This window comes from Pseudomonas lundensis, assembly GCF_015377145.2.
Lineage (GTDB): Bacteria > Pseudomonadota > Gammaproteobacteria > Pseudomonadales > Pseudomonadaceae > Aquipseudomonas > Aquipseudomonas lundensis.
Map to the genome: position 1 here is coordinate 1656512 of NZ_CP062158.2, position 23548 is coordinate 1680059.

At 59.3% G+C, this 23548-nt stretch carries 22 protein-coding genes; 10 read left to right on the forward strand and 12 right to left on the reverse strand.

Annotated elements, in window-relative coordinates; translation table 11 throughout:
- The first annotated feature begins 23 nt into the window (after positions 1-23).
- The 4 genes from IF654_RS08065 (at position 24) to IF654_RS08080 (ending at position 4131) form a co-directional block, all read left to right on the forward strand.
- The gene (locus IF654_RS08065) at positions 24-941 is read left to right on the forward strand and encodes a 5'-nucleotidase (RefSeq protein WP_047274176.1); all 918 of its coding nucleotides are present in this window, start codon (positions 24-26) and stop codon (positions 939-941) included.
- 83 nt (positions 942-1024) lie between these two features.
- Positions 1025-1525, forward strand: a complete 501-nt coding sequence (locus IF654_RS08070; protein WP_194862605.1) for a universal stress protein — start codon at positions 1025-1027, stop codon at positions 1523-1525.
- 114 nt (positions 1526-1639) lie between these two features.
- Positions 1640-2614: an HTH-type transcriptional regulator CysB gene (gene cysB, locus IF654_RS08075; RefSeq protein ID WP_047274180.1), complete on the forward strand. Its 975-nt coding sequence runs from the start codon at positions 1640-1642 to the stop codon at positions 2612-2614.
- Between the two features lie 164 nt (positions 2615-2778).
- Entirely contained in the window at positions 2779-4131 is a 1353-nt protein-coding gene (locus IF654_RS08080; RefSeq protein WP_047274182.1) for a hypothetical protein, read from the forward strand.
- A gap of 17 nt (positions 4132-4148) precedes the next feature.
- Here the strand turns inward: IF654_RS08080 and IF654_RS08085 are convergent, their stop codons facing one another.
- Positions 4149-5285 (reverse strand): catalase family protein, encoded by a 1137-nt coding sequence (locus IF654_RS08085; protein ID WP_047274184.1) that lies wholly within the window; start codon positions 5283-5285, stop codon positions 4149-4151.
- A gap of 40 nt (positions 5286-5325) precedes the next feature.
- Positions 5326-7140 carry a di-heme-cytochrome C peroxidase gene (locus IF654_RS08090; protein WP_094988346.1) on the reverse strand — a complete coding sequence of 605 codons (1815 nt, stop codon included), beginning with the start codon at positions 7138-7140 and terminating at the stop codon, positions 5326-5328.
- A 266-nt stretch (positions 7141-7406) separates the two neighbouring features.
- Between IF654_RS08090 and IF654_RS08095 the strand changes: the two genes are divergently transcribed.
- From IF654_RS08095 to IF654_RS08110, 4 genes are all read left to right on the forward strand, one after another.
- Entirely contained in the window at positions 7407-8144 is a 738-nt protein-coding gene (locus tag IF654_RS08095; RefSeq protein ID WP_047274188.1) for an FKBP-type peptidyl-prolyl cis-trans isomerase, read from the forward strand.
- Positions 8145-8559: 415 nt separating this feature from the next.
- Complete coding sequence (locus tag IF654_RS08100) at positions 8560-8898, forward strand: helix-turn-helix domain-containing protein (RefSeq protein ID WP_047274190.1); 339 nt, start codon at positions 8560-8562, stop codon at positions 8896-8898.
- Positions 8895-9263 carry a hypothetical protein gene (locus IF654_RS08105; RefSeq protein WP_047274192.1) on the forward strand — a complete coding sequence of 123 codons (369 nt, stop codon included), beginning with the start codon at positions 8895-8897 and terminating at the stop codon, positions 9261-9263. Before IF654_RS08100 ends, IF654_RS08105 begins: the two co-directional genes overlap by 4 nt.
- Complete coding sequence (locus IF654_RS08110) at positions 9264-9719, forward strand: tetratricopeptide repeat protein (protein WP_047282612.1); 456 nt, start codon at positions 9264-9266, stop codon at positions 9717-9719.
- A 192-nt stretch (positions 9720-9911) separates the two neighbouring features.
- Here IF654_RS08110 and IF654_RS08115 read toward each other — a convergent pair whose 3' ends face one another.
- Positions 9912-11993 (reverse strand): carboxy terminal-processing peptidase, encoded by a 2082-nt coding sequence (locus IF654_RS08115; RefSeq protein WP_169835968.1) that lies wholly within the window; start codon positions 11991-11993, stop codon positions 9912-9914.
- Positions 11994-12132: 139 nt separating this feature from the next.
- Between IF654_RS08115 and IF654_RS08120 the strand changes: the two genes are divergently transcribed.
- Positions 12133-13095: a zinc-binding dehydrogenase gene (locus IF654_RS08120; RefSeq protein ID WP_047274197.1), complete on the forward strand. Its 963-nt coding sequence runs from the start codon at positions 12133-12135 to the stop codon at positions 13093-13095.
- Between the two features lie 45 nt (positions 13096-13140).
- Here IF654_RS08120 and IF654_RS08125 read toward each other — a convergent pair whose 3' ends face one another.
- From IF654_RS08125 to IF654_RS08150, 6 genes are all read right to left on the reverse strand, one after another.
- Complete coding sequence (locus IF654_RS08125) at positions 13141-13794, reverse strand: HAD family hydrolase (RefSeq protein WP_047277764.1); 654 nt, start codon at positions 13792-13794, stop codon at positions 13141-13143.
- 34 nt (positions 13795-13828) lie between these two features.
- Positions 13829-14818 carry an ABC transporter ATP-binding protein gene (locus IF654_RS08130; RefSeq protein ID WP_169880523.1) on the reverse strand — a complete coding sequence of 330 codons (990 nt, stop codon included), beginning with the start codon at positions 14816-14818 and terminating at the stop codon, positions 13829-13831.
- On the reverse strand, positions 14815-15615 hold the full coding sequence (locus IF654_RS08135; protein ID WP_047274203.1) for an ABC transporter permease: 801 nt from the start codon (positions 15613-15615) through the stop codon (positions 14815-14817). Before IF654_RS08135 ends, IF654_RS08130 begins: the two co-directional genes overlap by 4 nt.
- Positions 15602-16438: an ABC transporter permease gene (locus IF654_RS08140; protein WP_047274205.1), complete on the reverse strand. Its 837-nt coding sequence runs from the start codon at positions 16436-16438 to the stop codon at positions 15602-15604. Before IF654_RS08140 ends, IF654_RS08135 begins: the two co-directional genes overlap by 14 nt.
- Positions 16435-17250, reverse strand: coding sequence for an alkaline phosphatase family protein (locus tag IF654_RS08145; RefSeq protein ID WP_194862604.1), 816 nt, complete (start codon positions 17248-17250; stop codon positions 16435-16437). The genes IF654_RS08140 and IF654_RS08145 overlap by 4 nt, the downstream gene beginning before the upstream one ends.
- A gap of 79 nt (positions 17251-17329) precedes the next feature.
- Positions 17330-18397 carry an ABC transporter substrate-binding protein gene (locus IF654_RS08150; RefSeq protein ID WP_047274209.1) on the reverse strand — a complete coding sequence of 356 codons (1068 nt, stop codon included), beginning with the start codon at positions 18395-18397 and terminating at the stop codon, positions 17330-17332.
- A 333-nt stretch (positions 18398-18730) separates the two neighbouring features.
- Here IF654_RS08150 and IF654_RS08155 point away from each other — a divergent pair, with 333 nt between their 5' ends.
- A complete protein-coding gene (locus IF654_RS08155; RefSeq protein ID WP_047274211.1) occupies positions 18731-19453 on the forward strand; it encodes a UTRA domain-containing protein in 723 nt (240 codons plus the stop codon).
- Here the strand turns inward: IF654_RS08155 and IF654_RS08160 are convergent.
- From IF654_RS08160 to IF654_RS08170, 3 genes are all read right to left on the reverse strand, one after another.
- The gene (locus IF654_RS08160; RefSeq protein WP_047281731.1) at positions 19450-21606 is read right to left on the reverse strand and encodes a mechanosensitive ion channel family protein; all 2157 of its coding nucleotides are present in this window, start codon (positions 21604-21606) and stop codon (positions 19450-19452) included. The genes IF654_RS08155 and IF654_RS08160 overlap by 4 nt on opposite strands.
- A 290-nt stretch (positions 21607-21896) precedes the next feature.
- On the reverse strand, positions 21897-22079 hold the full coding sequence (locus IF654_RS08165; RefSeq protein WP_047277756.1) for a hypothetical protein: 183 nt from the start codon (positions 22077-22079) through the stop codon (positions 21897-21899).
- 135 nt (positions 22080-22214) lie between these two features.
- On the reverse strand, positions 22215-23504 hold the full coding sequence (locus IF654_RS08170; RefSeq protein ID WP_047292727.1) for a M18 family aminopeptidase: 1290 nt from the start codon (positions 23502-23504) through the stop codon (positions 22215-22217).
- Positions 23505-23548 lie beyond the last annotated feature (44 nt).

Genomic DNA, 23548 nt, shown 5'->3' on the forward strand with positions numbered 1-23548 from the left:
CATGCACTGCCAGCGGAGGCGACATGAGTAAAGGCTTGAAAGGCAAGTTGGTGCTGGCGATCTCGTCTCGCGCCCTGTTCGATCTGAGTGCGAGCCATGAGGTGTATCTGGCCCACGGCATTGAAGCGTATCGCCAGTACCAGATTGAACACGAAGATGAAGTGCTGGCGCCGGGGGATGCTTTTCCGCTGGTGCAAAAGTTACTGAGCTTCAACGCCACCCTCGGCCGTGAGCGGGTAGAGGTGGTGCTGGTCTCGCGCAACAGTGCCGATACGGGCTTGAGGGTCTTCAATTCGATCCAGCATTACGGGCTGGGGATTTCACGAGCGGCCTTCTCCGGGGGACGTAACCCGCATCCTTATCTCAATGCCTTTGGCTGCGACCTGTTTTTATCGACCCACGCCGACGATGTCCGCAGTGCGCTGGATGCCGGTTTTGCGGCCGCGACGATCCTGTCCGGAGGCACGCGGCGGGCTGAAAACAAAGAACTGCGCATAGCGTTCGACGGTGATGCGGTGCTGTTTTCCGACGAAGCCGAGCGCGTGTATCAGTCGGGCGGCATTGAAGCGTTTCAATCCCTGGAGCGTGAATCAGCGCGCAGCCCCTTGCGCGGCGGTCCCTTCAAAGGGTTCCTGGAGGCGCTGAACCTGTTGCAGCGTGAGTTCCCGGACGACGCCTGCCCGATTCGTACCGCACTGGTGACGGCGCGTTCGGCACCCGCCCATGAGCGAGTGATTCGCACCCTGCGTGACTGGGATATCCGGCTGGATGAGTCGCTGTTTCTGGGCGGCCTAGACAAGTCGGCCTTTCTCGAAGCGTTCGCGGCCGACGTGTTTTTCGACGATCAGGCCGGTCACTGCGAGCGCGCCCGGCAAGTCGTAGCAACCGGGCATGTGCCCCACGGTATCAGCAACGAACGGCAGGATTTGCCTGCCGACTGACAGCACGGTGATAGCCCTCGCACTTCCCTTGGCGCTGCTAAGCTGAATCCATCTCGGCCACTCATTGAGTCGGGGGAGGTCGCATGATTCGCTCGATACTGTTTGCCAATGACCTCGGTATTTATGCGCCACTGGTGATGCAGCACGCCTTGGGGCTGGCGCGTACCTTCCGTGCGGACTTGTATGTGGTGCATGCCGTGGAGCCGATGGGGCTGTTCGCGGAGTCGGTGTTGCAGAGTTATCTCGATGAAGAGGCGTTCAGTGCGCTGCACCAGCAGGGCATGAGCACCATGCTGTCGAACATTGAGGGACGGGTGTTGCAAAGTCTGCGCGATGAGCTGGGCGAAGGCGGGCAGGAACTGGCCCTGATTCGCTCGGTCAAGGTGATTCAGGGTGAGCCTGCGCACGTGATTTTGCAGCAGTCCGACAGCCTGGCGGTTGACCTGTTGATCCTCGGCAGTCATGGCAAGCCTTCGGGCGGGCTCAGCCACCTGGGACGCACGGCGGCGCGGGTGATTGAGCTGGCACGCATGCCGGTGTACCTGGTGCCGCTGCTGCAGCGCCGTCGTCGCACGGAGGGTTAAGACGCTTGCAGGCTTGATAACGATAAAAAAGTTCTAGATTTCTTCTTCTGACCTTCCATATAGTTATATACCGCCGCCGATACCCTTGGCGTCTAATTGCTTTGAGGGATGCATATGAAGCTTCAACAATTGCGCTACATCTGGGAAGTGGCGCACCACGACCTCAACGTTTCCGCCACTGCGCAGAGCCTTTACACCTCACAGCCGGGTATCAGCAAACAGATCCGCTTGCTTGAAGACGAATTAGGCGTCGAAGTGTTTGCCCGCAGCGGCAAGCACCTGACCCGCGTCACGCCGGCCGGCGAGCGCATTATCACCACGGCCGGCGAGATCCTGCGCAAGGTCGAAAGCATCAAGCAAATCGCTCAGGAATTCTCCAACGAGAAAAAAGGCACCCTGTCGATTGCGACCACCCACACCCAGGCGCGGTATGCCTTGCCGCCGGTTATCAGCAACTTCATCAAGCAATACCCGGACGTGTCCTTGCACATGCATCAGGGCTCGCCGATGCAGATCGCCGAGATGGCAGCCGATGGCACCGTTGATTTCGCCATTGCCACCGAAGCCCTCGAACTGTTCGGCGACCTGGTGATGATGCCGTGCTATCGCTGGAACCGTTGCGTCGTGGTGCCCCAAGGGCATCCGCTGACCAAATTGCCCAAGCTGACCCTTGAAGCGCTGGCCGAATACCCGATCGTGACCTACGTCTTTGGCTTCACCGGCCGCTCGAAGCTCGACGAGGCGTTCAGCCATCGTGGCCTTACGCCAAAAGTGGTGTTCACGGCTGCCGACGCCGACGTCATCAAAACCTATGTGCGACTCGGGTTGGGGGTTGGCATCGTGGCCAAGATGGCCGTCGACACCACCCTTGATAAAGATTTGGTGGTGCTGGATGCCAGCGAGCTGTTCGAGTCGAGCATTACCAAAATCGGTTTCCGTCGGGGCACGTTCTTGCGCGGTTTTATGTGTGACTTCATCGAAAAATTCGCCCCGCACCTGACCCGCGAAGTGATGGCCAAAGCGATCCAGTGCCATAACAAGCAAGAACTTGAAGACCTGTTCGAAGGCGTCGAATTGCCTGTTCACTGAGGCTCGATACCTGCCCCGGCAAGCGGGGTGCGTATTAAGGGGGCGTTTGCCGGGTAGTAGCCCTGTAACGCCCCGGCACCGGGAATGACCTTGACACTGTTGCGTGATGGCCCGTTGAACCAAGTCGGCTCAACCCCCCCCCACGCGACCTCAAGGACCCCCTAATGGACGACTCCACCCTCGACACCCCCCGCCCTTACTCAACGCTTGTTCCCACCCTGAGTCCTGCGTTTATCAGCGCAGACGATGCAGCGGTGTATGCCCACGATTTAATTGGCAATCAACGCGAAGAGGAATTCGGCGGCTTTATTTTGAGCAAAGACCATCAGTACTTTGCCACCATCCCACAGAGCAGTGAGGGCACTCTGTTCCGGCCCGCAGACGTGCTGTCGCTGGGAGCAAACGGCGATATTTTGCCGCCTGAAGGCTATGCCATTGAAGGGCTTTATCACTCACACACTGTTTTCGCGCACCCGCTGAACCTCAGTGATGAAGAGCGAGCCCTGCAAGACAACTTCTTCTCCATGATGGATCTGCGCACGGCCATTTCATTTCGCCACAATTACGGGCGTTTCTACTTATCCAATCCCGATGGCAGCCTGCTGTGCTACGTCTCCAGCGATTCGCAGCTGGAGCGCGCCTTGATGCCTGTGTTCAGGTTGGTCCATCCGGGCCCGCCAGGGCACCTTGAACAATCAGATGCCGAGAATGTGCTGCTGCCGAGCGATTTTTTGGCGATGGTGTATCTGGCCGGGGAATTGAGTGTGGTATGCCCCGGTATTTTCTGGCGTCGACGCGCTCGCATTACCGGCGATTGGCGAACCGGCCAGGTCATCGACACGCAGGTTGATGACCGGCCGCCCCTGTGCGGGCCGATCGCGGCAACGGCTAATGCCGCCGCCAGACTGGCCCATGCCCAGATGCTTAAAGGTGCAAGGGTTCAACGGGTGGGTTTTATTCTCAAGCACACGGAGCACGCGCGTTTTGTCTGCACACGCCCTCACATTGCCGCTTTCGAACGATACGACCGCCCGGACGCCTACGGCAGAGAGCGCTCAGGTGCGCCTCTATTGCCTGCGGGCTATCAGGTGGTGGCGGTGTATCACTCGGCTGATAACGCTGGCGTGCCTGTGCCGGCCAGCCAGCGCTTACTCATGAACAACTGTTTTTCGCCGGATAACGTGTGCATGGGTTTTTGGCTGATGCAAAACGCGATTGGCCACAAAATCTATTTTTCGGCGCCCCAAGGGGCATTGTTGTCGTATCGCCAGTTGTCAGAAGGTATCGACCGCGCGTTGATTGCCAGCGTGACCCGGCGCGAGGGTGAAGTCAGCGACTTCGAGCATTTGCTCAGCCTCGGTGTGCTGAGTGCCGCTGATTATGTCCGGCATGTGGCCCAGGGGGCCGTGTTGGAGGTGTTGGTGACTGACACGGTGTGGACACGCAAAGGTCGAGTGACCGAGCGCTGGCAGCCCTTTGTGGTGCTCACGGAACAGGGGCAAGACCCGTCTGCCTGAGACGGGCCTGCAGGTCATTATTGTTCGGCGTTGCGCGAGTGACGGTATTCACTGACCGACTCATACACGGCCTTGCGCAACCGATTGATGCCACCAATAGGCCGATGCGCCTCGATCCCGTGCCAGGGGTTGAAGGACAGGTTGTCGCACGTCAGGTTCTGGCGCGGGGTGTCAAAGTCCTGAGCGGGTACGTTGATGCGCGCGACGGTCTCGAACGGTGCATCGGACGTTTGCCACTCGATGCTGGTGTCTTCAATCGGCATGTAGCGATTGGCGTTCTGGCGCTGGATTTGCAACACGAAACAGGCCGGTACACGGTCAGTCGACAGTTGCCGGGTCAGCGCCTGGCGCAAGAAATTGGGCAGCGCCTGGTTCTGCTCGGGCAGCGTGTAGGCCGGGCACCGCTCAGGGTCGGGGGCTACCCGGAACTTGGCGTTCACGCTGCCAAACTTGTAAGGCGAGACCGAAAAATAGGTGGTCTGCGTCGGGCTGGCCGGCGCCGGTGACAACGTCGCCAAGGCAATGAACAAATGGCGAACTTGCCAGTCCTTGGGGTTCCACGACGGGAAGAACGCCATGACCTTTTTGCCGTCAGCCTGCGCCCCGATGTTTTGTCGGTACTCGGCCACATCACTGACGAAGAAGTTGGGATGGTTGAACATCACAAAATCCTGTTCGGTGCGGCCTTGTTGGCTGGGCATCAGTTGAGCGCCCGGGACGTCCAGCAGTTTGATGGCCATCCCCCGGGCATCGCGAATGCTGTCAAATTGCGGGTAGGCATTGCCGTTGGACAGGCGCATTACGGCGTGCCAGGTCTTGCCCGGTTCGGCGAAGACACCCTGACGCAAGGCCGGATTCAGGTCGCTCAACACCTCAACCTCGGCGTTGACGCAACCATGTGCCTTGGCGTGAGCATCGCGCAGGTAACGGGTGTTTTCCCGGTGCTGATCGACAATTTTGAGGGCGGTCTGAATCGTATCCCGGGTCATCGCGGCTTCGCCGGTCGGGATTTCCTCTTGCGTGGACACCGGCCCGCGGTGTTGCCAGGCATACCAGCCGCTGGCCAATGCCCAGCCGATCAACCCCAGCGCTATCAGTGCCAGTAGCAGCTTGCCCAGCCATGAGCCCAAGCGCATCCAAAGAGTGGTCAGCATGCAAAGATCCTTTCAGTTACCGTGCGTTGGAATGGCCTTTTCACAGTGCGGGCACCTGTTGTTCGAGCGGGCTGCCGAGGACTTTCAGGTACTCCAGCAAGGCCCAGCGCTCTTCAGGTTGCAGCAAGCGCCCGATGACCCCATTGCCCCGCGGCCCGGCCCGAAACTCATGGCCGCTGTTGTGGTTGCCGCTGATGCGGGTGTCCAGCACAAAGCCCCCGTCAAAGGCTTCAGTGCGATAACCCAGATGGCGTGGATCGTACTCAAACGTGCCGCGGTAAAACGTTTCGTCGCGCTCGGACTGAGGCGACAGCAATTGATACAGCGTGGGCACCGAGCCGTTGTGCAAATACGGCGCTGTGGCCCAGATCCCGTCCAGCGGCCGCGCCTTGTATGCGCGCACTTCCTGCACGGCAATCGGCAGCCCGTAACCATTGAGGCGATCCTGTTCCTGCGGGCTGATCCCGGCGGCGTCGTACGCATGCTTTTCAACAAAGGCGGTGATGTACGCCAGCCCCTTGGCAACGGACAGTTGATGCAAGTCCAGCGGTTCATCGCTGTGGGGGAACAGCGTCACGTTCATCTTCGCCAACTCGGCCGGATCCCATTGCAGGGCACTGACGTCATAGCGGTTATCGGCGATGTTATTGGCGGTATTGGGGTCCGTGCCGATCACGTCCAATGCGATGACCGTCAGCTGTTGCACGCGGCGGCCTGCTTCGTCCTTGACCTGCGGCACGTGGCAACCGGCGCAGTTTTCCGTGAACAGGGCGCGCCCTTTGGCGGCCAGCGGGCGGTCGATCTGGCCGAAGAGTGCTTCAGGCCACACGGGCGGTTTGAGCTTTTGCAGGGTTTCTTCGATCAGGTGCAAGTCATGCACCCGCACACTGGAGGGGTAGCGCGCATCCCCTTGTAAAGGCTGGCCGTGGCTGTCGAAAAAGTTCAGGGTGGCGCCGACACCCAGGGCCTCACCGATGTTGCGTGCCATGGGTTGCTTGGCCGATGCGGTCCACTGCACCCAGTCGAATGTCCACATGTCCCACAGGTGCGGGTAATCGACCGGCGCATTGGCGACGCGGTAGTTGTCAGGGGAAATCGCGTCGCCAAAACTGGCATTGGCAATGCGGCCGAAGGCGTCGGTACGGCCGGGGCCTTCCAGGGTGGGGTAGAGGCCGCGATGGGTGTCATTCCAGGCCACGGCGAGGAAAGTGTCCAGCGCGGTTTTGAATTCGCGGCGCAACTGTTTGTGCTGCGCTTGATAGTCATCGCCCAGCACGGCGTGGGCGAACCGCTCGAATTTCCACGGGTTGTAATAGGTGGTGGCCAGGCTGGCCACCAAGGCCTGGCCGAAGCTGCCACCGCGCAGGGTCGGCACGCTTGAAGGCAGCACGTGCTGGGCCGGGGCGCCATCCACGCGCAGGGCTTGCCCTTGATAACGCAATTCGCCGGTGTGGCAGGCGGCGCAGGTGATGTCGAGGTATTCAACCGTGCTGCCGGGATTGCTGTGACGGGTAAACCCCACAGGCAAATTGCCGGGGTTGGCAGCACTGGCTTTTTGTTGAGGGTCGACCAGAAAGCCGAAGCGCGCCAAGTACTCGGGCGCGGCAAAAGGTTGCTGCGAAAACGGCAACTCCAACGCGCTGAACCAGTTGTAGCGCAAGCCTTTCACTTGAGTGCCTTGGGGCGTGTAGTAATAAGTCTGGCGGTCTGCCGGGCTCCATTGATCCAGGTAATGCAGCTGCTGCGGTGCCTGATAGGCCGGTAAGTGGGGATGGGCGGTGAAATAGACCACCACGGCAATCAACCCCGCCACGGCCGCCAGCAGGATTAGCAGAACACGGTAAAACAGACGCACTGTCACGCTCCTTGTCAAATTTTTACCGTCTTATGCCTTACAGAGTGGCTGGCATCAAGTAGCCATTAGTTCCTGCTGAAAAATAGGCATCCGCCTTGACAGACCGTCTTAAGTGTTTACAAAAGTTGCAGCGATTATGAATTGTCTTTTACGCATGAACTTCTGAGCGTTTTGTGGCTCTCATGCCGGTAGCCATTGGTCGCGGCCGCCTGATAAGCTCGCGGCTTTATTCGATTGCCCATTTGGCGCATGAACAAGGAAATAGCATGAAACAGCATCGGTTGGCGGCAGCTGTGGCTCTGGTAGGCCTGGTACTGGCGGGTTGCGATTCGCAAACCAGCGTAGAGCTGAAAACTCCGGCACAAAAAGCTTCTTATGGCATCGGCCTGAACATGGGCAAAAGCCTGGCTCAAGAAGGCATGGATGATCTGGATTCCAAAGCCGTCGCCCTGGGCATCGAAGATGCCGTTGGCAAGAAAGAGCAAAAACTTAAAGATGACGAGCTGATCGAAGCCTTCTCTGCACTGCAAAAGCGTGCTGAAGAGCGTCTGACCAAAATGAGCGAAGAAGCCTCGGCAGCTGGCAAAAAATTCCTCGAAGAAAATGGCAAGAAAGCCGGTGTCACCACCACCGCTTCTGGCCTGCAATACGAAGTGATCAAGAAAGCCGATGGCCCACAGCCAAAAGCGACCGACGTGGTGACGGTTCACTACGAAGGCAAACTGATCGACGGCAAAGTGTTCGACAGCTCGGTTGAGCGTGGCAGCCCGATTGATCTGCCAGTGAGCGGCGTGATCCCGGGTTGGGTTGAAGGCCTGCAACTGATGCACGTTGGCGAGAAGTACAAGCTCTACATTCCTAGCGAACTGGCTTACGGCGCGCAGAGCCCAAGCCCGGCCATTCCAGCCAACTCGGTGCTGGTGTTCGACCTGGAACTGCTGGGTATCAAAGACCCGGCCAGCGCTGATCAGGAAGTTGCCCCGCAAGCACCTGCCAGCAAGTAAGCGAGTTGCAGCACATAGCGCCCCGTCTCGACGGGGCGTTTTCGTTTCTGTAGTTCATTTCCTACGCTCTGTTTGACCTCTGATCGGAACATCCCCAAAGCGCTGTGTGCGGGTTGCTAGTGCCACTCGGCTGCCAAGTCAATGAATTTATGGGTTTTTTTATGTGTGTAAAAAATGCCCGATCTGAGCGCAGCCCTTATGGAACGGGGCTTTCAGGGATCAAAATCAGCTCTGTTCACAAGGTTATCCACAATTTGTGTGGATAACATTTGCAGCGCCCCGCACCGTTTCCCTCACCGGTCGTAGGTTTATCTGACCTCACATCAAAAACCCCCAAGACCTTAGCGGCTGTTAGGATTAAGCTTCTAGGGAAAGTTCCGACTCGATTTATTTAAAAGTCTGACGGGGTTTAGTAATGGATCTTCAAATTATCAAGCGCAACGGGGAACCCGAATACGCGGTTCTGTCATGGGAAAGCTATCAGGCACTGCTCAAGGCCGCGGGTATGAGCCAGCAGCCAGCACCCGCCGAGGCGCCAGCCGCGCCTGTTCCTGAGCACACGCTGCCAGGGCTTGATCAACTGCGAAGTTTGCGGGAAGCAAAAGGCCTGGCGCTCGACACGCTGGCGCGCACGGTCGGTATCAGCCCGTCTTACCTGAGCATGATCGAACGGGGTGAGCGCACGCCGGACAGCGCCATCAGCCGCAGCCTTGGCTGGGAGTTGGGGATCACCGGCTGGAGGGACGCGTCATGAGCGTACGCATCAGTCGTCAACACTGGGACGCTTTGCTGGCAGAACTCGATCAGGCCCGCCGCCAGCGGCACCTGGTGACCTATCGGGCCTTGCTGGAGCGTTTGCAATTGCCCAGCCCGGCCATGTTGACCCTGACCGCAGCACTTGAGCATCTGGCCGCGCTGGACACCAAAGCGGAACAGCCGATGCGCAGTTCATTGGTCATCAGCCAGGGGGCGAGCCGTTTGCCCCGTACCGGTTTTTTCGAATGCGCAGAGCGGCTCGGCCGTTTCAGCGGACCGCCTGACGGCATCGCAGCTGCTTCCTGGCATGCCGCTGAAGTGGTTCGGGTCTTTGAGCATGTTTACGAACATGAGGAAGCCTGAGTGATGTGGCGACTCAAGGCGCGCTTGAGCTACTGGCTGGCGCGCAAGTTGTTTCACTGGCGCTGGTGTGTTCGCCAGCCACGTTTATGGCGCTGGATGGAAGGCCAGTTCGCGCGCATGGCCAACCTGGGTGATACCGATGCCCAGAGCTTCTATGGGCACATCCTGGCGTTTCGCGGGCAAGGGCTGGGGGCCAAGGAGGAGGGCGTGCGCCTGTTGCGCCTGGCGGGTCTGGCGGGCGATGGCAAGGCCGCGTACCAAGTGGGTGTGTTCAGCCTCGCGGGAAGTGTGACCAAAGCCCCTGACGCCGCTGAAGCCGTTCGCTGGTGGACAATGGCGGTCAAGGCAGGCCACCCGCTGGCGCCGATCAAACTGGCGGCGCTGTATGAGCAAGGTGCTGCGGGGGTGCAAGCCGATCCCGAGCAGGCTCAGCATTATCGGGCCGGGTTACGTTAAGCCCCCGACGTGACAAAAAAGGGCGGACCGCTTTGCGCGGCCCGCCCTTTTTTAGGTCAGTGAACAACACGGCTGTTCCCGATCAAACGCCCGTGCCGGGGTGGCTCAGAAACCAGGCTGAGATCGGGATCGGCTTTAACGGCTGATGATCCCGATCGTGCGCTGCCACTGCGCCACGACACGCGTGCGTCGTTAGCGGGTGGCCACCTGACCATTGAGCTTGAGGTAGTCGAGCAAGATGCGCCCGGTCTCGCTCAGGTAGGCGTCATCTTCCGGTTTGGTCTTTTCAGGCTCGACCGGCAGTGCGTCTTCGTCTTCTTTTTTCATTTCCTTGAGCGGTGCTTCGCCTTTGGCCTGACGACGGGCGTTTTCCATCGCCAGTTGCTTGGCTTCAATGTCGGCGTGTTGCGCGCGGCGCTCGGCTTCATTGAGGCTGACGGTCTTCTCGTTCATCAGCTTGTCAGCCAGCGCCAGCTTGTCACGGATAAAGATGAATTCTGCATCCTTGGCCGTGCGCGCTTCATGGTCCGCCTTGAGCTGGGCAATGAAAGGCTTGAACGGGTCGACCGCAGGCTTGATTGCCGGGCGGATGGTGTCCCATGGCATGGCTTCAGGCAGGGCGCTTTCACCGATTTCCTTGGTGTCGATGATCGACGGGAACGCGACGTCAGGCAGAACGCCCTGATGCTGCGTGCTCTGGCCGGAAACCCGATAGAACTTGGCCAGTGTCAGTTTCAGTTCGCCATGGTTGAGCGGTTGAATGGTCTGCACGGTGCCTTTGCCGAAGGTCTGGCCGCCGATGATCAGTGCACGGTGATAATCCTGCATGGCGCCGGCAAAAATCTCCGAGGCCGAAGCCGACAGGCGATTGACCAACAACGCCATCGGGCCTTTGTAGAAGGCGCCCGGATTTTCGTCTTCCAGCACGTCTACCTTGCCGTCCGCGTTACGCACCAGCACGGTCGGCCCTTTGTCGATAAACAGGCTGGTCAGCTCCGTCGCTTCCTGCAACGAACCGCCGCCGTTGTTGCGCAGGTCGATAATCACGCCATCGACTTTTTCTTTCTGCAACTCGGTCAGCAGTTTCTTGACGTCGCGGGTGGTGCTCTTGTAATTCGGGTCACCGGCACGGAATGCCTTGAAGTCCAGGTAGAAGGCCGGAATTTCAATCACGCCCAGCTTGTAGTTCTTGCCGTCCTGTTTCAGGTTCAGGATCGACTTTTTGGCCGCCTGTTCTTCCAGCTTCACGGCTTCGCGGGTGATGGACACCACTTTGCTGGTCTGGTCATTCGGCGCATTGCTGGCCGGAATCACTTCCAGACGCACCACCGAGCCTTTAGGGCCGCGAATCAACTTGACCACTTCGTCCAGACGCCAGCCGATCACGTCGACCATCTCTTTGTCGCCCTGGGCAACGCCGATGATCTTGTCCGCCGGGGCCACCTGCTTGGTCTTGTCCGCCGGGCCTGCTGGCACCAGACGCACGACTTTCACTTGGTCGTTATCGCTTTGCAACACGGCGCCAATGCCTTCGAGCGACAGGCTCATGTTGATGTCGAAGTTTTCCGCGTTATCGGGCGACAGGTAATTGGTGTGCGGGTCGTAAGACATGGCGAAGGTGTTGATATACGCCTGGAAGATGTCTTCGCTACGGGTCTGGTCAAGGCGCGACAGTTGGTTCTTGTAGCGCTTGGTCAGCAGTTCCTGGATTTTCGCGGGCTCTTTGCCGGCGATTTTCAGGCGTAGCACTTCGTCCTTCAGACGTTTGCGCCACAGGTCGTTGAGTTCGGCTTCGGTCTTGAGCCATGGGGCGTCCTTGCGGTCGACCTCCAGGGTCTCTTTGGCATTGAAGTCGAACGAGTCGACCCCCTTGTTCAGTTCGGCAAGGGCGAAGTCCAGACGCGATTTGACCCGGTCCAGGTAGCGCTTGTAGATCGTGAAGCCGGGGTTGAGGTCGCCACTTTTGAGGAAATCGTCAAATTGGGTTTTCCATTTGTCGAATTCGGCAATATCGCTGGCCAGGAAATAACTGCGCGAGGGGTCGAGCAGTTTCAGGTAGCTGTCATAGATGATCACGGAACGTGCGTCATCCAGTGGCGGCTTGCTGTAATGATGGCGTTTGAGCAGCTCAACAACGTTAAGACTGGCAATTACCTCATCACGATCGGGCTGAAGGTTATCCCAACTGTTAGCGGCGAATGTATTGGCCGAGAGCGGCAAAACGCTGAGGCCAATGAATAGGGCAAGTGCGGTGCTAGGGAATAAATGCTTCATGCTGATTCGACGCGGGGGCAATTGATAACGCATATTAGGCCGTCTTTGAAGTCGCCGGTTCCATCAAGGACCGGTCGCATAATGCAAAAAGCCCGGTGCTTCAGCGCCGGGCTCAGTCCGGACTCACTATGGAGGCACTGTGAAAGCATTGCAAGGCGTTGAAGGTCATGTGAAGTGGGTTGAAGAGCCAAGTCCCACCTGCGATGCAGGGCAAATTCGGATTCGTGTGGCGGCAGCGGGGCTTAACCGCGCCGATCTTTTACAGCGTGCGGGGCTCTATCCGCCACCGCCCGGCGCCAGCCAGGTGTTGGGCCTGGAATGCTCGGGCGTGATCAGTGAAGTCGGCCCCGGATCGTCGTGGCAAGTGGGTGACCGTGTGTGCGCGCTGCTGGCCGGCGGCGGCATGGCTGAAGAGGTTGTGGTGGATGCGCGCCACGCTTTACCGGTGCCCGAAGGTCTGTCGTTGGTCGAAGCCGCGGCCTTGCCCGAGGTGTACAGCACCGCCTGGCTGAACCTGTTCCAACTGGCCGGTCTGAAACCCGGTGAAAAAGTGCTGTTGCACGCCGGAGCCAGTGGCGTCGGTTCAGCGGCCATTCAATTGTGTAAAGCCTTTGGCAGCCCGTGCTGGGTCAGCGTGGGGTCTGCAGAGCGTCTGGCGTACTGCCAGTCTCTCGGTGCCCAAGGTGGCGTTTTGCGCAATGACGGGCTCGACAGCCTCAAGGCGCTGGGGCCGTTCGATGTGGTGCTGGATCCGGTGGGCGCCAATTACGTGGAGTCCAACCTCCAATTGCTGGCCCAGGACGGTCGCTGGGTGCTGATCGGTCTGATGGGCGGGCGCAAGGCTGAGCTGGATCTGGCCCTCGTACTGGGCAAGCGCATCCAGCTGTTGGGTTCGACCCTTCGCAGCCGCGATGACCAGTTCAAGGCGGATTTACTCAGCGATTTGGGTCAGCAAGTGTGGCCGTTGTTCACTGAGAAGCGCTTGAGCCCACAACTGGCCAAGACCTTCCCGATCGAGCAGGCACAAGCAGCGTTTGATGAGCTGGCCGGCAATCAAGTGTCCGGCAAGCTGGTGCTGGTGATCGACCCGGACCTGCTCTAAAACGGCGGCAATGCCCCTGTCCCTTGTGGTCAGGGGCTTGTTCGCCTACTTCCAGTGGTGGATCGGCCACCCGGCTTTTTCAGCGTGTTCACGCAACACCGGGTCAGGATTGACCACGTGTGGGTGATCCACTTTCAACAGCAACGGCAAATCGTTGCGTGAGTCGGAATAAAAACTCGCCCCTTCCAGATTTTCTTCTTCGGCGTCCAGCCACTCCAGCAAGCGCGTGATTTTGCCTTCCCGGTACGTCAACGTGCCGACGGTGTTGCCCGTGTAGACCCCGTGCTTGACCTCCAGCTCAATGCCCAGCACCTCGTCGATGCCCAGTCGTTCGGCAATCGGCTTGACCAAATGGGTGCCCGACGCGGAGATCACCAGAATCCGGTCCCCGGCCTGGCGATGGGCAGCGATCGTGCGGGTGGCATCACTGAAAATGATGGGCTCGATATGCTCCTCGACCCATGGGCCCACCAGGTGGGCAACTTCTTCAGGCGTGCGACCGATCATCGGCTCCAGGCTGAAGGCCATGTACGTCTCCATGGCCAGCTCGCCCCGGCTGTAGGCGTCCATGAGTTCGTTGTTACGCTGCATGAACGAAATGGGATCGACCCAGCCCAGACGGCCCATCTGTTCGCTCCACAAGGTGGCGCAGTCGCCGTGAATGAGGGTTTCGTCCAGATCAAAAATTGCCAAAGCCATCAGCGCCACTCTCTATGCAATGAGTTGAAGAGCATCAGGCTACCTCACACAGGGTGCCCGGATCGATGGTCAGGGCAACCCGTTGGCCATCTGCAAGCAAATCCGCAGATGAGCGATTGAGCACGTCAACGATCAACTCCACGCCGCGCACCTCAACCCGATAGCGAATCACATTGCCCAACAGGCTGTGGCCGCGGATCACCGCGTCCGGCTCACCGTGCAGGCTTAAAGCGAGCGTTTCGGGACGGATTGCAATGCGGCTGGTGACCGGGCGTTGCAACAGGCGCGTGGCGGCCTCGGGTTCAAGCAGGTTGTAGTTGCCAATAAAACCGGCCGCGAAGGCGTCCACCGGGGCCGCGTACAGGGTTTGAGCATTACCGCTCTGGACGATGCGGCCCTGATTCATCAGGAAGATGCGATCACTCATCGTCAGCGCTTCTTCCTGATCGTGGGTCACGAAAATGGTGGTCAGGTTCAGTTCGCGCTGGATCTGCCGGATCTGCTCGCGCAAGTGTTTGCGAATGCGCGCATCCAGGGCAGACAGCGGCTCGTCCAGCAGCAATAGGCGTGGGCGGGTGACCAGCGAGCGCGCCAGTGCCACGCGCTGGCATTGCCCGCCCGACAACTGATGCGGGTAACGTTTGGCGTAGTCATTGAGCTCCACCAGTTGCAGCGCCTCTGTCGTGCGCTTTTGGCTGTCATTGGCGTTGACCTTTTGCATACGCAGGCCAAAGGCCACGTTTTGCTCGACCGTCATGTTGGGGAACAGCGCGTAGCTCTGAAACACCATGCCAATGCCGCGCTTTTGCGGGCTCAGCGGGACGATGTCCTGACCGTCGAGCAGGATCTTGCCGTCATCCACGGGGGTGAGCCCGGCGATGCAGCGCAGCAGGGTGGACTTGCCGCAACCCGACGGGCCGAGCAGGGTGACGAACTCTCCCTGGGCGATGCTGCAATTGATGTCGCTGAACACGGGCGTGCCGGAATAGCTTTTTTGCAGATGTTCGACGCTGACGAAGCTCATTGGCTTTTGTCCTTGTTCAATAAGGTGGCAACCCAGGTCAGCACCAATACAAAGAGGAAATACGAGATCACCAGTGCGCTGGTGAAATGGCCGCTGCTGTTGCGCATGTTGTTGAGGAACACTTGCAAGGTTTCGTAGCGGGTGCCCACCAAAATGTTGGCAAACACGAACTCACCGAACAGGAACGAAAACGACAGCAGCAGTGCCACCAACAAGCCTTTGCGCAGGTTGGGCAACACCACCAGAAACGCCGCTTGCCAGGTGTTGGCGCCCAGCAATTGCGCGGCGTCCATCAGGTCGCGCAGGTTGATCGCCTGCAGGTTGTTGGTGATGGCGCGGTACATGAACGGCAGGGCCACCGTGAAATAGCAGCCGATCAGAATCCACGGGGTTCCGACCATTTGCAGGGGGCCGGAGCCATACAGTTGCAGCAGGCCCACCGACGACACCACGGGCGGTACGGCAAAGGGCAACAGGATCAGAATGTTCATCAGCGCGTCGAGCTTGGGAAAGTGGTAATGCACCACAAACAGCAACGGCAAAATCAGCACCACTGACAGCGCCAGTGCCGCCACGCAGACCAGCAGCGACTGCCCGAACGCTGCAAGGAACCGTGGATCGCCCCACAACTGCACATACCACTTGAAGGTAAACCCGCTGGGCATAACGGTGGCCGACCAACTGCTGGCGATGGAGTAAATCAGCGTGCCCAGTAGCGGCAGCAGCAGGATCAGGAACAGCAGCCAGACCACGCTGCGGTGGTAGAGGCTGGCGGAGGTGGATTCAGCGCGCGACATGGTAAGTCCTCTTCAACAGCCACTGATGCACCAGCGTTACCAGGGTCATCAAGCCCACCAAAATCACTGCCAGCGCACTGGCCATGTTCGGGTCGAGGCTGATATCACCGGACACCAGCGCAGCAATCCGGATCGGCAATACGTTGAAGTTGCCGGTGGTCAGGGCGTACACCGTGGCGTATGCGCCCAGGGCGTTGGCCAGCAAAATCACGAAGGTGCCGAGCAGGGCGGGGGTAAGCACCGGCAAGCCGATAAAACGCCAGAATTGCCAACTGCTGGCGCCCAGCAGCGAGGCCGATTCGCGCCAGTCTTCACGCAGCGCGTCGAAGGCCGGGTACAGCAGCAATACCCCCAGCGGGATCTGGAAATAGGTGTACAGAATGATCAGCCCGGTTTTGGAGTACAGGTTGAAATCTTCGATGATCCCCGCCTGTTTGAGCATGATCGTGATGCTGCCGTTGAACCCCAGCAAAATGATGAAAGCAAAGGCCAGCGGCACGCCCGAGAAATTACTGGTCATGTTGGCGAAGGCGTTGACGAAATTGCGCAGCCGCGAATCCACCTTGCGCAGCGAATAACTGCCGAGCACCGCGATCACAATGCCAAACACACTCGACCAGAAACTGATCTGCAGGCTGTGCTCAATGGCCTGTCGGTAAAACTTGGAACTGAAAATCTTGCTGAAGTTAGCCAGGCCCCAGCCGCTGTCTTGCGACTGCACGCTGTGGATCAGCACCCACACCAGCGGCGCAATTTGAAACACGATAAAAAACACCGCGAACGGCAACAGACACAACAGCGCCAGCCCTTTGCTTCGACTCATACGGCGGGCCTCAGCAGGTCGCGGCACACCGGCTTGTCATGGGCCACGCCCAGCAACGCGCAAACCGTGCCGCACAGCTCGGTTTGCAGGGGTTCGACGTCGGGGTTGAAGCTGAACGCATCGCCCAGCACAAACAGCGGCACCTGACGTTCCTCCTCCAGCAAACCGTTGTGCGAGCGGTCGTTGTTCATGCCGTGGTCGGCCGTCACCAGCACCTGATAACCCGCGTCCAGCCAGCCTTGCAGGTAGTCGGCCAGAAGGATGTCGGCCGAGCGCGCACTGTTGCGGTACTGCGCCGAGTCCAGGCCATGCTTGTGCCCGGCATCATCAATGTTCATGGGGTGAACCAACAGAAAGTCAGGCGAATGCTTTACGCGCAAATGCTCCGCGTCAGCCAACAGGTGCGAGTCGGGGTAATGATCGTTCCAGTAAAAATGCCCGTACTGGATCGGGAAGTCCGGTGCTTCGGTATGACGGTCGCGGGAGATGACAAACGGCGAGCGGTTATACAGTTCGCTGACCCAGTGATAGGCCGCCGCGGCCGTGCTCAGGCCCGCTTCACGTGCGTAGTGGAACACGCTGCGTTGGTGGGACAGGCGCGACACATTGTTGTGCACGATGCCGCTGTCAATCGGCGGCACGCCGGTCAGGATGCACTCGTACAGCGGGCGTGACAGGGCGGGCAATTCGCACGTGAGCGTGTACAGGGCCGCGCGTCCGGCGGCGGCATACGCTTGCAAGTGCCCCATGGCATGGCGGGCAACGCCATCGTTGAGCCCGTCGAGCACCACCAGAATGACCTTGTGTTTCATGTACGACTCCACCAGGGAAAGAGCATGCCTTCCAATTGCGGCTGCCGACTCTGCGGCAGCCGCTCCAGGGTTAAGGGCGTTACTGCATATTGATGATGACTTCTTCCTGCCACATCTGCGGCAGTGCCTTGGAGGTGTTCTCCCAGGCTGCGGCATCCTTGATAGGCGTTACATCTTTGTACTGTTCATTGGGCAGCAACTGCTTTTGCACGTCTTCAGGCAGTTTCAGGTGTTCAGCTCGAATCGGCCGTGCGTTGCCGCGTGCCAAGTTGGTCTGCCCTGCATCGCTGAAGATGAATTCACGGGTCAATTTGGCCGCGTTGGGGTGCTTGGCGTATTTGTTGATGATGGTCGTGTAACCGGAGATGACCGAGCCATCTGACGGGATCAGCACCACGTAGTCATCCGGGTTGGCCATCTTGGCTTTATAGCTCAGGCCGTTGAAGTCCCAGACCACGCCCACTTCGACTTCACCTTTTTCCAGGGTGGCGATGGTCGGGTTGGCCAGCGACAGGCGCCCTTGTTTGGCGATGTCAGCAAACATCAGCAACGCCGGTTGAATGTTCTTTTCGTCTCCGCCATTGGCAAGTGCGGCGGCCAGTACCCCATTGGCGGCTTGGGCCGCTGTGCTGACATCCCCGATAGATACTTTGTATTTTCCATTTTTCAGGTCCGCCCATCGGGTGGGGACGTCGGAGCCGTGCAACAGTTTTTTATTGACGATAAACGCAATGGTGCCGGTGTAAGCCAGCGCCCAGTTGCCGTCTTTGTCCTTGGCCCAGTCGGGGATTTGCTCCCAAGTGGTCGGCTTATAGGGCTGGGTGACGCCTTGGGCCACGGCAATCGGGCCGAACGACGCGCCTACATCACCGATGTCGGCGCTGGCGTTGTCTTTTTCAGCTGCAAACTTGGCCACTTCCTGCGCCGAACTCATGTCGGTGTCGATGTGTTTGAGGCCGTAGAGCCGGTTCAAATCGGCCCAAGTGCCTTTCCAGTTGGCCCACTCATCGGGCATGCCCACGCTGTTGACTGCACCTTCGGCGCGCGCGGCGGCTTCCAGGCTTTGCAAATCGACGTCGGCGGCCATGGCCGTGCTGCACAGAGCGATGCTTGAACCTAACAGTGATGCCAGAAAAAACTGTTTCATCCGTAGCTCCTTGGGCGTTTTCACGCTGATTGTTATGGGTCTTTTGCAGGTGTTGGTCTAGGTCAGCAATACCCGAGCCAATTTAGGACGGGCGTATGACACTTTGATGTCGGCATCAACCGTGCAAGGGCTGATCGAGTCCGATGCGCTCATTGCGAGTAAGCGTAGACCATGCCTTTGCCCCCGTTTTTCGGGGCGTTGAGGGCATAGAGGGCCTGGGCTGTCATCGAACAGTCATGTGAGCTGCCTAGGCTTGGCCCCTCAGGAACGCGGGGTAGATGACCCCGCCTTTGCCCATATTTGGTGCTGGACTAGTCCAGATAGGTAACGTTGATGCGTGAAGAGGCCCCCAAAGCGGTGACAGCCATCAGCCGTGCGTTGCAGGAGCAAATCGGGCACGGTTTGCTGGCGTGCGGCAGCCAGTTGCCTGCCGAGCGCAAGCTCAGTGAGTTATTCGATACCACGCGGGTGACCGTGCGCGAAGCCCTGTTGCAACTCGAAGCCCAAGGGGTGGTGTACCGCGAAGAACGGCGCGGCTGGTTTATCTCGCCACCGCGACTGGCCTACAACTTGATGCAGCGCAGCCATTTTCACGCCATGGTCAGCGCCCAGGGGCGAGTGCCCACCACAGATGTGATATCGGCGCGGCTACAGCCCGCGTCGGCAGCGGTGTGCGAGCGGTTGAAGTTGCCGGCACTGTCCAGCGTGATTCAGATTTGCCGGGGGCGGCGTATCGACGGACGACGGGTGCTGTATGTCGAGCACTACTTGAACCCGCAGTATTTCCCGCGAATTTTAGAGTTTGATCTGACGCAGTCCATTACCGAGCTGTATGCCCGGCATTTCGACCTGCATTACGGTCGGGTGCAATTCGAAATTGTGCCGACTGCGTTACCCACACAAGCCGCCGCCACGTTGAAAGTCTCAACGGGCAGCCCGGGGTTGTGCATTGCGCGGGTCAACTACGATCAGCACGGGCGGCTGATCGATTGTGACCTGGAGTACTGGCGCCATGACGCGATTCATGTCGGCGTGGAGGTGCCGGCGCAGGGTTAATCCTTCTGCAAGATCCCGCTGCCGGCCGTGACGACTTGTACGCTCAGGCGCGGCGTGGCCAGATCAAGCCCGGCTTCGTCCAGGTGGCGTTTGAGCGACAGGTTGAACGCACGCGACACTTCCCATTGCTTGATCGGCGCGGTCTTGAAGCGCGCCCGTAAAATGGCGCTGCCCGATTCAAAACTTTCAACCCCCTGAATTTCCAGCGGTGACCAGATGTTGCGGCGCTGAAGCGGATCGGAGCGCATCTTTTGCCCCACTTCGCGCATCAGCTTGATCGCGTCGTCGATTTCCATGTTGTAGGGAATGGCCACGCGAAAGATCGCGTAGCCAAATTCGCGGGAGTAGTTCTTGATGCTTTTGATTTCGCTGAACGGAATGGTGTGCACGATGCCGTCAATGTCGCGCAAGCGCACGGTGCGAATGGTCAACCCTTCGACCGTGCCCAAGTGGCCGCCGACATCCACGTAATCATCGATGGCCAGTGAATCTTCAATGATGATGAACAGGCCGGTAATCAAGTCCGCGACCAGCGACTGCGCACCGAAACCGATGGCCAGACCGATGACACCGGCACCGGCCAGCAGCGGCGTCACGTTCATGCCCATGTTGGCGAGGGCAACGATCAGCGCAATGATGAAAATGGCCGCGAACAGCACGTTGCGGATCAGCGGCATCATGGTTTGCGCGCGGGCGTTGGCCAGCCCTTTGCGCGAGCGGGTCAGGGCGTGGTGAATGGCGGTGTCGGCCAGAATCCAGATCAGCCAGGCAAACAGCAGCGTACCGCCCAGCCCGAACAGCTTGACGGTGATCTCGTGGCCGTCGCCCTCGGTGATGCGAATCAGCGACAGCCCCCACACCCGCAGCCCCAATTCAATGAACACCAGCCACACCACCAGGTGCGCAAGGGTGTAGACAAAGCCTTTAAGGCGTTCTGAATACAGGGCGTGACGTTTGAGCCCGCGTTGTGGTTTTTGCGCGTGGCGGCGCACCAGCCCGTTAATCACCATGCACAGCACCACCAGCACGGTGCAGATCAGTGACTGACGCAACGCGGTGCTGGTGTCGCCGGCCGAAATAAACGTCGCGGCCAGCGAGATGGCCACCAGAATCAGCGCCGCAATCCACCAGTACGTGCCGAGCAATTCAATGGTGTCGCTCAAGGCACGACGGGTCAGGCGCCGCGACAAAGGCTGGTTACGAATCAGGTGAGCAATCGGGCGGCGGAAGCGAATGATGAACAAACCGGTGGACAGCGCCGCCATGACATTGGCAAACGTGGCGGCCGTGTGGGCCAGGTGCACGCCCAGGGTGGCGACCAGTCGCGGGTCGCTCAAGGCCTCGCCGAAGGCGGCAAAACTGCCGATCCACCACAGCGGACGAAAAGCCTGATGCCGCAGGATGTGCAGGGCGCGGTGGCGGTGCGGGCCGTCGAGCAGGGAAAAAGCAATCACGCAAATGGCCGAGAAACAGGTGCCGATGACCAGCGCATACGCCAGCACCATCGCCAAGTCCTTGCCCAGCGACGACGGCAACGAATAGCTCATGTACACGGTCATCACCAACGCCACCAGCCACGGCCCCAGCTTGCGCAAGGCAAACCGCAGCATGTCCACCGCCTTGGGGTGTTGCGGCAACTCTTCGCTCAGGCCAAAGCGCAGGCGCACCCGGTGGCTGACCCAAATCAGCAGCGCGGCCAGCAAGCTCCAGACCATGATGATCAGCGCAAAGGCAAAAATGATCGGCAGCCATTGACTGGCCGGCAGCATCAGCGCTTTGAGTTCGTCCTGTGCCTGATCAATCTCCCGTGCCCAGCGCGAGGTTGGGCTGTCATTGCCCAAAAACTGTTTTTCGAGGTCGGTGAGGGTGCTGCCGATCAGCCCGAGCACGCCGATCTCGGCTTCGGGTTGCGCCTTTTTGGTGGCGTCGCGCAGCTTCTTCAAGTCGGCCAGCAGCTTGCTGCGTTGCTGGTCGTTCTCCAGGTTTTTGATCACTTCGTCCAGCGACTGACCCAACGGCTCGGTGGGTTGGGCCTGGGTTTTATCCGGGCTGAGCAGGCCGGGCAGGCCGACAGCGTGCGCAGACGTGATGGGGAGCAGCGTCAGCATGCAAACGAGCACTAAATATGGCAGGGCGAACAAACGAACAAGCACTGGGCGGTCAACCTCAAGGGGGCAGGTCGACCGAGTGTACGCTAGGGTCTGTTCCCGTTTCACTGCAAACCGCGTCGCGGGGTCACATTTAGCCAGGCAAGGCGCAGAGCGAAGGCAATGGTTGTTCCCTTCTCAAGCGCTGCAACGCAGCCTGATTAAATGTGAACCGCGACCCGTGGGTGTTCGTCGCGGCTGCTATGAAAAGGGAACAGACTCTGGGGCAGCACTGATTCGCTTCTTGTCACACATGAAATCAATCAGCGCTGGATTTTGCGAAAAAACGCAGGTGTTCAGGCATTCAGCTTGGCCAGAATCTTGAACACAATCGTGCCGAATATCAGCAGCATGCCGCACCAGATCATCAGGACGCCGATGCCGCTGGTTCGCTCGCGAAGGGTGAAACCGACAGTCAGCAGCAACATGCCGCACACAATGGGAATCATCATGGAGTGGAACGCAGACATCTCGATCATTGTTATGGACCTGAAGGAATGAATGGGCTCCAGTCTAGGCCCGATTGTGAAAGTGTGCGGTGACGTGTATCAAAATTGAGCGGCACGCCTGCACTTTGCGGGGTTTGGAGCGGGGCAGGCCCGCTCCGAGGCCCTTCACGGGAGTTGCTGGCTGGCGTAGAACGCGCTCAGCACTTTGACCAGATGCGCCAGGTCATGGCTGCCGGCCAATTCGCGAATGGAGTGCATGGCAAACGTTGGCAGGCCGATGTCCACCGTGCGCACCCCCAAGTGGCTGGCGGTGATCGGGCCGATGGTCGAGCCGCAGCCCATGTCACTGCGTACCACAAAACTTTGCACCGGCACTTCTTCGGCCATGCACAGGTGGCGGAAGAAACCGGCCGTTTCGCTGTTGGTGGCGTAACGCTGATTGCTGTTGACCTTGATCACCGGCCCGGCGTTGAGTTTCGGGCCGTGGTTGGCGTCGTGTTTGTCGGCGTAGTTGGGGTGAACGCCATGGGCGTTGTCAGCCGACACCAGCAGGGATTTCTGGATGGTGCGTACGAACTCATCCCCTTCTGGCAGCAGGCGTTGCAGGATTTGCTCCAGCATCGGGCCATCGGCGCCGCAGGCCGAGCAGGAGCCGACTTCTTCATGGTCATTGGCCACGAACAGGCAGGTTTCGTCGGTCTCGGTATTGAGCAACGCTTGCAGGCCGGCATAGCACGACAGCAAGTTGTCGAGACGGGCGCCGGCGATAAAGTCACCATTGAGACCAATCACCGCAGCGCTCTGGGTATCGTAGAAGCTCAACTCGTAATCGAGCACCACGTCAGCGTTCAGGCCGTGTTCGCGGGCCAGTTGGTCGGTCAGCAAGGCGCGGAAGTCCACACGTTCATCACCCGCGACCTGGGCCAGAATCGGCGGCAACTCGGTTTGCGGGTTAATCGCCCAGCCTTCGTTGGCGGTGCGGTTGAGGTGGATCGCCAGGTTCGGAATGGTCGCAATGGGCGCCCTGAAATCGATCAGCTGGCTTTCGACTTTACCGTCGCGGCGGAAGGTCACGCGCCCGGCCAGTGACAGGTCGCGGTCAAACCACGGGGCCAGCAAGGCGCCGCCGTAGACTTCGACGCCCAGTTGCCAAAAACCCTGGCGTTGCAGTTCGGGTTGAGGCTTGACCCGCAGGCAGGGGCTGTCTGTGTGCGCGCCGACCATGCGAATGCCGCCGTGCAAGGGCGAGTGACGGCCCAGCTTGAACGCGACAATGGAGGAGTCGTTGCGAGTGACGTAATAGCGACCGTTGGCTTCGGTGAACCAGGTCTCGCGCTCATCGAGGCGCTGATAACCGGCGGCCTCCAGACGCTGCACCAGGCTGGCGGTGGCATGAAAGGGGGTAGGGGAGGCCTTGAGAAAGTCGATCAGGCCTTGGTTCAACTCTTCGCGCATAAGTTACTCCAGACAGCAAGGCCGCGAGTTTAGCGCATTGGTCA

Bases quoted from the DNA above. Each gene is read 5' to 3' on its own strand.
- IF654_RS08150 (WP_047274209.1), bottom strand. From the start codon at position 18,397: ATGAAACAGTTTTTTCTGGCATCACTGTTAGGTTCAAGCATCGCTCTG.
- IF654_RS08115 (WP_169835968.1), bottom strand. From the start codon at position 11,993: ATGAAGCATTTATTCCCTAGCACCGCACTTGCCCTATTCATTGGCCTC.
- IF654_RS08100 (WP_047274190.1), top strand. From the start codon at position 8,560: ATGGATCTTCAAATTATCAAGCGCAACGGGGAACCCGAATACGCGGTT.
- IF654_RS08170 (WP_047292727.1), bottom strand. From the start codon at position 23,504: ATGCGCGAAGAGTTGAACCAAGGCCTGATCGACTTTCTCAAGGCCTCC.
- IF654_RS08080 (WP_047274182.1), top strand. From the start codon at position 2,779: ATGGACGACTCCACCCTCGACACCCCCCGCCCTTACTCAACGCTTGTT.
- IF654_RS08065 (WP_047274176.1), top strand. From the start codon at position 24: ATGAGTAAAGGCTTGAAAGGCAAGTTGGTGCTGGCGATCTCGTCTCGC.
- cysB (WP_047274180.1), top strand. From the start codon at position 1,640: ATGAAGCTTCAACAATTGCGCTACATCTGGGAAGTGGCGCACCACGAC.
- IF654_RS08165 (WP_047277756.1), bottom strand. From the start codon at position 22,079: ATGATCGAGATGTCTGCGTTCCACTCCATGATGATTCCCATTGTGTGC.
- IF654_RS08145 (WP_194862604.1), bottom strand. From the start codon at position 17,250: ATGAAACACAAGGTCATTCTGGTGGTGCTCGACGGGCTCAACGATGGC.
- IF654_RS08085 (WP_047274184.1), bottom strand. From the start codon at position 5,285: ATGCTGACCACTCTTTGGATGCGCTTGGGCTCATGGCTGGGCAAGCTG.
- IF654_RS08155 (WP_047274211.1), top strand. From the start codon at position 18,731: ATGCGTGAAGAGGCCCCCAAAGCGGTGACAGCCATCAGCCGTGCGTTG.
- IF654_RS08070 (WP_194862605.1), top strand. From the start codon at position 1,025: ATGATTCGCTCGATACTGTTTGCCAATGACCTCGGTATTTATGCGCCA.
- IF654_RS08125 (WP_047277764.1), bottom strand. From the start codon at position 13,794: ATGGCTTTGGCAATTTTTGATCTGGACGAAACCCTCATTCACGGCGAC.
- IF654_RS08140 (WP_047274205.1), bottom strand. From the start codon at position 16,438: ATGAGTCGAAGCAAAGGGCTGGCGCTGTTGTGTCTGTTGCCGTTCGCG.
- IF654_RS08130 (WP_169880523.1), bottom strand. From the start codon at position 14,818: ATGAGCTTCGTCAGCGTCGAACATCTGCAAAAAAGCTATTCCGGCACG.
- IF654_RS08095 (WP_047274188.1), top strand. From the start codon at position 7,407: ATGAAACAGCATCGGTTGGCGGCAGCTGTGGCTCTGGTAGGCCTGGTA.
- IF654_RS08135 (WP_047274203.1), bottom strand. From the start codon at position 15,615: ATGTCGCGCGCTGAATCCACCTCCGCCAGCCTCTACCACCGCAGCGTG.
- IF654_RS08105 (WP_047274192.1), top strand. From the start codon at position 8,895: ATGAGCGTACGCATCAGTCGTCAACACTGGGACGCTTTGCTGGCAGAA.